An 8,735-nucleotide genomic window follows, 5' to 3' on the forward strand; every position below is an offset into this window, starting at 1 on the left:
GAAGAAGCCATTGTACGTGAATGCTTTCGCGTTACCCTGATCTTAATTTGCATTGATGTACAGAAACAGTCGGTGCTAAGGTTGCAGGTTTGTAAGAACAGTTTCTGAATCTATGACCACAACCTCTTTGTTGGAAAAGACCGCTCGTAATCTTGATGCCTCCTTATCTAACTGATCAAGTGAATTACTGCCTTTGTAAATCGACACAGCAATCTTTTTTGATTTATTCCGTGAGATTACATCTGCAATATGTCTATCTGAATCTCCAAATGAGAAGCCATATACCAGAAGATTTCTACGTGCCTGTAACAAACGATTCTGGCAAAAAGTGAGATACGGATTACGGGCAATCGCAGCTTTTTTGTCCTGAAAATCCCCCTCCGCAACAAAGACAGGGAAACTGTCATTATCAATTTGCCTTCTAATCAAAGCGATATATTCTATGGGCGATGTTTCAAGCTTTCGTAGCTTCCATACATTTGCGCGGTTAAACGTAGGATATAGAAACAAAGCACCATGAAGATAGTACACCCCTCGTGCTTCATCGTTAACCTTTATGTTATTGAAGCCAAGTTCTGTCGGTGAGATTTTCTCATAAAAATAATCTTCATAAGGATCTGGCAGCTTTTCCTCCCTATATTTTGAGATGGTTTGAAGGATGATTTTGTAAAGGAAAATATCATAGTTTGTTGTATAAATGTCCTTAAACTCTTCAAGGTCATTGGCTAATTTTGACAATTGCGGAACATATAGCTCGTTGTGTTCAGGATGATTATCTTTTATAGCCCTTACCAACCCGCTTTTCAGCTCATCCTTCAGGGGATCTATTTTATTTGTTGGATGATTTATTAGCTTATTTACCGTTTCCGCATTGTTCAGAATCTGTATGATTAGCTCAAAGTTAGTGGTGCCAAATGCTTGAAAGATCGTCTGTGACTCGGGTGACAAGCCCTCCATATATCTTTTGAAAAGTGAATTGTAATTAAGCCTTTGGCATAAATTAATAGAGAAGCCATTGCCAAGAAATAGATCGGCATCGTCAAAGCTATCTGCGACCCATTCCCAAGGGAAAACACCTATTTTCTCCAGATCGCTCTCTGAATGAATCATATAGATATCATTAATTAGTTGTCGTTATTTTTTCCCGAATTAACTGCAGAAACTCTAACTCAGAAGCGGCTTGGTAGCGAGGTCGGATTCGAAACAGTTTATGGCCCGCTTTGGCGATGATACTATCTTTCATCAAATCCTTGTGCTGCTGATCTTTTGAGTCATGGTACACGCTGTCTAGTTCAATGAACTTTATTGGCTTATAATTTAGAGCCTGATCAATTACAACACAATCTATCAGTGCTTTAAAAAAGTAATCCCTTTCTGTTTTTGTTAAAGAATCAGCAATCGCGTCCCAACTAATCACTGCGCTTAGTGCAACATTGGGGTACACCATATATGTTTGATAAGCGGTTCTTACCGCTTGAAAGAATGTGAGTTCTTGTGATGATTTAAATAAGCTGATTGTGAGATCAACTGTTGAGATTTCTTTGTTTTCCCTTAAGATAATGTTATCTGACTGCGCATGCTCGGTTTCATGTGTAATGTGCTTCTCAAACTTTAAGATTATCTTTTTGCAGGTTTCCTCATTAGGCAGCAACTGAGCGTAACCATAAGCAGCGTCTAAGTCCCCCTGCACTGAATATACTGACACAAGTTTAATAACGAGCCTAACATAGTCCTTATCATCAAGAGAAAACTTGAACTTTTGACCACTATGTAGATTGTAAAATTGACTTAAAAAAAAGGGATAGTCACTATCTTCTACAAACGAGCTTCCATTAAGTAACTCGTTAATAAAGTTTTCAGATACAATTGTGGAGGCTATATTATCATTTGAGATACCTTCAACTACTTCATTGCTTTTAAGCAATTCAATAAGATGCTGCCACTCTTGTTTAAAGATATGCTGTAGCACTTCTTCTCTATCGTACTTAACTTTCGCTGCCATTGTAGTGGTTATTAATGTTCGTCATGATCTAGTCTACCCTCTGTTGAATTTATAAACTATTTGGTCTAAAAGAGACATCATTGGGTTTTCTGATTCAGTTTTCAATAATTTAATCTTGAATTGCTCTGCCACCACAACTATCATAGTACAGCAGGAGTACGTCTCTTTCCAGACACACGACACGACCAGTACAACGATTTCAACTTCCATAAATAAATGGTTGTGCCGATGTAGAATCATGGTTACAAATAAAACCATGATTCTACATCGCACAGTATCCCGCTGCAATGTGTTGTTTTTTATAGAAATGAATATCTGCTTATAATTTAATTTTAATTCATTCTTGGAGATGATATGTCAGATTCTGTTTCTGGATTAGTGCATGTTGTATGTGTGTTACTATTGGTCATAATAATGTTCTTATCCCAAACTCGCATGACATACGACAATATAATTTATTTATTATAATGGAATGTCTACTGATTTGAAACATACTTATTGAGCCAAAAACTGTTCATTAAGCTAAAACAATTATTTTCATAAGATGAAATTAGGGTGTGGTAGCTTATATATTTACGGATTGAGTTGTATGTTTTCCAAACCAGTTGTAGTATGAAGCATGCGTTATAGCTAATAAGGTAGAATTTTTAGGTATAAAAATGTAGGTGACAAAAGGGAAACGGCTACTTTATATATATATAGGTTAAATATATTTCCTTAAAATGAAGAACCAATACAAAAGCGTTAAGATAGATTATGCCAGTTACCTGCAATTAGAAGAGATTAGGCTTGCGCTATTACAACGAAAATTGAACATGAAGAAAAATGAGGTTTTAAGTTATGCTCTGCTTAACCTTTATAAAAAGCTCAATGATGGGAGGATCGGAAATGCATAACGAATATTTAAACCATACTTTAGAACGCCATTACAATGTTAAGGTAAATATATTACCGAAAATAGATAATAGAATAATAGAATATACTACGCCAGAGCACGAATTAGAGCATAAGATTAATCAGCACATAGCCGAACGTGAAGATGCTACTGATTATGATTACTTTATTAAAATACTATTTACGGATCAGGAAGGTGCTGAGTATTATGAGGATGCAGAGGTTATTATCACATTTAAAAGTTTAGCTATTACAGCAGACGGAAATGAATTGCCCCTCATCACGTTCGCACCCAACGGAAACTACAATGTTAAGATAGAACCTACGAAAATAATTGATTTGGAGTACACCTTCTTTGCGACGGTGGAGGATTTCGAAAAAAAGCTACGAGATCATATTCCTATACTAAACCAGCAGGATCGTCAGGTCCGTGTTCTATACATTACCTATTCTTCAGAGTCTAGCACTTATAAGCCAGTAGATTTAACTGTGGATATAATTTTTGATAAACAACCAGTTCCCTTTTTACAAAAAGTAGACGAGCAGCAGCAACGGATACAAGATTTTAGATCCTTTGTCCAGCAGCTTTCGCAAGAGGGACAACTTAAATAATTTGTCTTTAAGCATAGGTTAGGAGCATCGTAGTCCTTGATATACGTCACGGTTGATCAAGGATAACAATGTTTCTACTCCTGAAAAGACATCACTCCTATATATTAGTTTTTAGTGTGATAATGTATAGGTATATTTTTTCCTGTTTTAGCATATGCTATATCAGGAGCAAATTTAAAATGACTACAGCGGTAATTTATCTTAGAGTAAGCACGGAAACACAATTCGTTAATCGACAGATGAACGATCTAAAAAAGGTGGAAGGATTTACTGTGATCAAGGCTTTTTCTGAAAAAATATCTGGTTTCTCCAAGAAGATGGAAGAGCGGAAGCAGCTACAGGCAATGTTGAGGTATGTAGAGGAAAATGGTATTGATGCAATTATGGTGCATGAAATCTCCCGCCTTGGCAGAAATACGCATGAGACGCTGACCTTGCTGAAGCGGCTGGAAGAGAAAGGCACTCAGCTCTACATTCACAACCTGAACATCACCCTGAATGCGGGTAATCCGAAGGATGATATCTTTTCTCGCCTCATAGTTACAATCGTATCGGATTTGGCACGGCTTGAGTCTGAGCAGCTTTCCGCACGAATCAAAAGTGGAATTCAAGAAAGAAAGCGTAAAGGATTACACACTGGCAGGTTGGATGGCTCTACGGAAAGCAGGGAGAGATTTCTTTCTAAGCATAAGGATATCCAGAAGTACCTAGCCCAGTGAATGTCCTATTCAGAGGTTAAAAGACTTTGCAGGTGTGGTATGTCTACAATCAGCAAGGTGAAGGAGTGTCTTGCTGAGCAAGAATGATCTATTTATAGTTAATAAGTTTATTAGGCATAGCATCATACGTCTTTCCGTTGAGAAGCCTTCCTGCTACCTTCTTATTTTTTCCTCCCCATTGCTTAAAGAAAAAAGCAACCTTAGCGTTTTCGCACTGCACTTGAATATCCAGTACCCAATTAATCAACATTGGCCGCGGTGACCGACCTGATTCCCCTCCTACGATCACCCAATCTATATTCTGGAGATTTAGGTTAGCTAATGGGCCAATCAAAGGTTCAAGGGAAAGGAATTTTATAAAGGCAGCCGTTCTGCGCAGGTGGCCTATACGGAAGGCTACCTCCTCGTTCTCAACTGAGACACCCATCCAGATGTTAGATGACCAGTTGAGGAATGGGGCCAGTTCTTCCAATCGCTCCGCTCTCTTAGTGAGTACTTGAAACTGGTGCTGCGGACACTCGTTCATTACTTTAAACACACGCTGTATAAAATCTAACGGTACGTCCTCGTGGAACAGGTCGCTCATGCTATTAACAAAAATCACTGACGGTCGCCATTTGCGAGGATGATCTAACACCTCTGGATGTACTGCTACTTTCTTGAAGCCGCCGCTGTATTTATCCACCCCCATAGCCTGCAACCTTTTGGTCATGACCTCGGCATAGCAGAATTTGCATCCCTGAGATATCTTGGTGCAGCCCGTAGTCGGGTTCCATGTGACCTCCGTCCATTCAATGCTTGATCCTGCCATAAGTTATTTCTGCTATCTAATTGAATACTTCCGTATTATGTCATTGGAGATGCGTAAGCCAGCTTTATTGTTGCTCGCGCAGATGAAGTGGTATAGTGTGTTCCTGTTGCTGCCCCTCATTATGTAAGGTTTGCTTACATGGCTCCATATCTTGCCAAGCTGCTGCGAATATAGCTCAGCTAACCTGTTTATGCTATCGTTCTGCTTCTTTAACTCCGAAACCTCATCACCGAACAGAGTCATGGTGGTAGAGGTCTTATAGAATAGCCTCCTGATTTCAACCTCATCTAAACCTAAAAACCGCTCCAACCTACCCATCCAAGCATCTGAAATAATACCATCTTTTGTGAGTAACNGTGGTAGAGGTCTTATAGAATAGCCTCCTGATTTCAACCTCATCTAAACCTAAAAACCGCTCCAACCTACCCATCCAAGCATCTGAAATAATACCATCTTTTGTGAGTAACCTATTGGCAGCGACACCAGAGGGTAATAATACCCAAAGGTCTATTCCCTGTCCTTCGCATGCCTTCAAAGACTCCCAGTCTAGACTCATCCCGAACGGATCAATGAAAGCCAATGCTCTATAGTCTGCACTACGCCCCAAGAAAAAAGATAATGATTTTAACTTTTCGTTACAGTCATCGAAGACACAGTGAATTCTTTTGGTTGGGAATTTTGCCTTCAATGAAGAAGCTAGGACCTGGCATTTAACTTCATCGAGTTCAACCAAATAATATATATCGAACTGTTTTAGATGTTCACTTCCTATGACTTTTGTCGCCACTCCTTCAATTAGGGTATTGGAATTTCCTAGGTCAAGCTTAGGTTTCTCTGCCTGTGAAATATCTATCGTGCCACATCCCGCAAACCCATCAAAATAAATTAATTTAAAACTATACTTATTCATAATGGTAAGATATGCGTTCACATATTCCATAAAGATCTCGATCTTTCTCTGCGTCCAAACCCCGCCGAACTTATTCTGACTAGTTCCCATAAAGATACTTTATTATACGCTAATACTATTAGTTTATGCTAATATTTGTAGCATCAAGAAAATTTTGCTATTGATGTATATGTGATTTTGTTAATGGATTTACCACTTTTAGCATCGACAAGAATGACCAAGCCTTGCTCACGTAAGTTTTCAATGGCTGCTTTATAATTTTCCCTGATGTAGTTTGTGCCAATGTGATGGCTTTCAAAAATTTGATGTATGGATTTTCCTTCAAACAAATTTTTGTTCTTGTAGATTATTTCCGTTAATTTAATAATAGAGTAATCAAGATACCTGTGATATTCTGGTACTAAAATGCGCAGCTGCCTTAGGTTAGCACCGAACAAGGGGACTCCGTCTTCTTGAAAATCACTATACTTGGCCATGATCTCTTTGATTCTAGTATATGCGATTCGAGCTTTAGATACAAAGAATAGATAATGACTGGTCTGGTTCTTGTTCGGAAAATTAATCCTAAACTTAAACGTTAGATACTTTCTTTCCTTGAAAACGTTTTCAAAAGTCTCTATTATAAAGTCTTCCCTCTTTTTAGGTCTTTTCTCCCGAGCATAATATTCCCTGATGAGATTAATACGGTGACCAAATATCTCTTCCATCAATTTATTGACGTTGTCATTTAGTACCGCCGACCGTATTCTATTGACATTAAAAAGCATGAACAAATCTGAACCCCAATTTTTTACTGAATGCAGGAGCATCTGTTGGGAAAAGCTATAGCCGAAAGGATCTATAAATGTTAAAGAGGGACAATGGTCATTCATCAGGTTCTCCAATAGTCGCTGGTTAGCTTTTTCATTGAGAACTAATGGTACGTGATATAGATCATCGTAATAAGGCAGGTTATTTATATTATTTCTCAATGATTCAACTACTGATTTGGTTGAATCATTGAAGAACGTTTTGACACATTTGTTCAAGTCAATGGTTCTGCCCGTGCTGTCGTGGATGCTTTTTAAAATTTTAATTGGAGTCGAAGGCTCTCCATCTTTATAATATCCTGGGCCTGAGAACAAATCTATGTACAAGACGGTGTTGATCTTCTTGAACTTTTGCCCGTGTAGCAGGATTCCGCACCAAGCATTAAAATACTTATTCATAACCTCAGATTTTATTTCAGAGGTATTTCTTTTCTGTTTAAAGAATTCTTCAGGAGCAATAGAGGCCACAGGCTAGCTAATAAAGTTAAAACATGATATAAGATAATTTAAATATTTTATTTTATCTAATGTTATAAGAATTCCATAAGAATCAAATTTGGCTTTTTCTCTACCCCTTTGATGGCTTTATTGTTGCCAGCAGATCCTCCTTGCAGGAGCGTTTCATATTTTTAGGGTGGTAGAATACCTATCCCACTAATACAAGGTATAGTTAATTTTGTAAATCAAATCGAACACTTTCCAAAGGTGATATGATGCACAATAATAGGTATACCTTAAAATCAGGATCAACAATCGGTTAGATTGATATTTAAGAAGATAAATGCTCAAGCTTTAAAAGCACTGAAAAAATATATTAATGCTGCTGATATAAATAAATATATTTACTTGCGATATTAACCTACTCCCCTACCGTAGATGAAATTTGGAAAAACAATTAAGATCTTCCTGATCGATGGTGACCCAAATGGGCGTATGACATGTGAGTTGTCGAACTGGACTGGAAAAGCTTACAAGATCCCACGCATCAAAGTTAAAGAATGCTCAGATCGGGCCGACCTGCTCAACACAGGCGTATATCTTCTTTTGGGAAGAGATGCTGAAGGCCAAGAGCAGGTATACATTGGAGAGGCAGAGACCATTTTAAAACGGCTTGGTCAGCACTTAACACAGAAGGATTTCTGGAATGAGGCAGTTGTTTTCGTTAGCAAGGACGAGAACCTGAACAAAGCTCATATTAAGTATCTGGAGAATCGACTGTACGAATTGGCCAAAACTTCGAATAGGTATAAGATAGAAAACAGTGTCACTCCGACACTATCCTCTATTTCAGAACCAGATCGTGCCGAGATGGAAGAGTTTCTCGAAAACATCAAGCTGCTGGTGAATACGCTTGGCCATAAGGTATTTGAAGAAAAAAGGGAATTTAAATCGAAGGCTAAGCAAAGGGAGGAGTACTTCAGCATCATCGCGCCGCGCGGGGCCAAAGCTTACGGTGAGCCAACATCGGAGGGTTTTGTAGTTTTCAGAGGATCGGCACTAGCCAGCACGACCGTTGCTTCATTCTCTCCGTCGCTGAATAGGCTGCGGCAAGATCTGCTTGAAAAAGGTATCATCAGCCAAAATGGTGAAATCCTAATGCTCAATGACGATTACATCTTCGGAAGCCCCTCTACCGCAGCAGCGGTGGTCATGGGGAGAAACGCGAACGGACTAATCGAATGGAAACTTCCGAATGGGCGAACTCTGAAGGGCTATGAATCCGAGACAGAGTCTATGACTAATGCTATAGAAGCCCCAATCTCAGATATAAACTGTTAACATACACAACTGTTACTTTTTTACTATGGCATTAAATTAAAGCCGCAAACGGTTTGATAAAAATTTCAGGTTCGCATTAAAGTGTATTCTGATTAATTGTTATTGATTTTCCTAAAGGAGGTTCGCAGGTTGTGTAAACCACAAGCGACCATCATAATTCTGTCACGGGCATTCTGTACGCGTAGCCTTATTTTCTCTT

8 protein-coding genes are annotated in these 8,735 nt (G+C 38.6%); 3 read left to right on the plus strand and 5 right to left on the minus strand.

The features are described 5' to 3' along the window. Positions 1-75 precede the first annotated feature (75 nt). Positions 76-1,110, minus strand: coding sequence for a DUF4917 family protein (locus tag ACMA1I_RS18305; protein ID WP_337069882.1), 1,035 nt, complete (start codon positions 1,108-1,110; stop codon positions 76-78). Positions 1,111-1,120: 10 nt separating this feature from the next. Beyond that, entirely contained in the window at positions 1,121-2,002 is an 882-nt protein-coding gene (locus ACMA1I_RS18310) for a DUF2726 domain-containing protein (RefSeq protein ID WP_337069883.1), read from the minus strand. A gap of 870 nt (positions 2,003-2,872) precedes the next feature. On the opposite strand from ACMA1I_RS18310, the gene ACMA1I_RS18315 reads away from it, so the two are divergent. Together ACMA1I_RS18315 and ACMA1I_RS18320 are read left to right on the plus strand one after the other, a co-directional pair. After that, positions 2,873-3,508: a hypothetical protein gene (locus ACMA1I_RS18315; RefSeq protein ID WP_337069884.1), complete on the plus strand. Its 636-nt coding sequence runs from the start codon at positions 2,873-2,875 to the stop codon at positions 3,506-3,508. 179 nt (positions 3,509-3,687) lie between these two features. Next, a complete protein-coding gene (locus ACMA1I_RS18320) occupies positions 3,688-4,227 on the plus strand; it encodes a recombinase family protein (protein ID WP_337069885.1) in 540 nt (179 codons plus the stop codon). A gap of 88 nt (positions 4,228-4,315) precedes the next feature. Here ACMA1I_RS18320 and ACMA1I_RS18325 read toward each other — a convergent pair whose 3' ends face one another. From ACMA1I_RS18325 to tcmP (ACMA1I_RS18335), 3 genes are all read right to left on the minus strand, one after another. Further along, a complete protein-coding gene (locus tag ACMA1I_RS18325; protein WP_337069886.1) occupies positions 4,316-5,038 on the minus strand; it encodes a phage Gp37/Gp68 family protein in 723 nt (240 codons plus the stop codon). A gap of 310 nt (positions 5,039-5,348) precedes the next feature. Continuing rightward, the gene (gene tcmP, locus ACMA1I_RS18330; RefSeq protein ID WP_414703939.1) at positions 5,349-6,038 is read right to left on the minus strand and encodes a three-Cys-motif partner protein TcmP; all 690 of its coding nucleotides are present in this window, start codon (positions 6,036-6,038) and stop codon (positions 5,349-5,351) included. Positions 6,039-6,091: 53 nt separating this feature from the next. Further along, positions 6,092-7,225 (minus strand): three-Cys-motif partner protein TcmP, encoded by a 1,134-nt coding sequence (gene tcmP / locus ACMA1I_RS18335; protein ID WP_337069889.1) that lies wholly within the window; start codon positions 7,223-7,225, stop codon positions 6,092-6,094. A gap of 408 nt (positions 7,226-7,633) precedes the next feature. Here tcmP (ACMA1I_RS18335) and ACMA1I_RS18340 point away from each other — a divergent pair, with 408 nt between their 5' ends. Beyond that, entirely contained in the window at positions 7,634-8,536 is a 903-nt protein-coding gene (locus ACMA1I_RS18340; protein ID WP_337069890.1) for a GIY-YIG nuclease family protein, read from the plus strand. Positions 8,537-8,735: the final 199 nt, after the last annotated feature.

The sequence above is a fragment of the Pontibacter sp. 13R65 genome (assembly GCF_047525655.1).
In the GTDB taxonomy this organism is placed as follows: domain Bacteria; phylum Bacteroidota; class Bacteroidia; order Cytophagales; family Hymenobacteraceae; genus Pontibacter.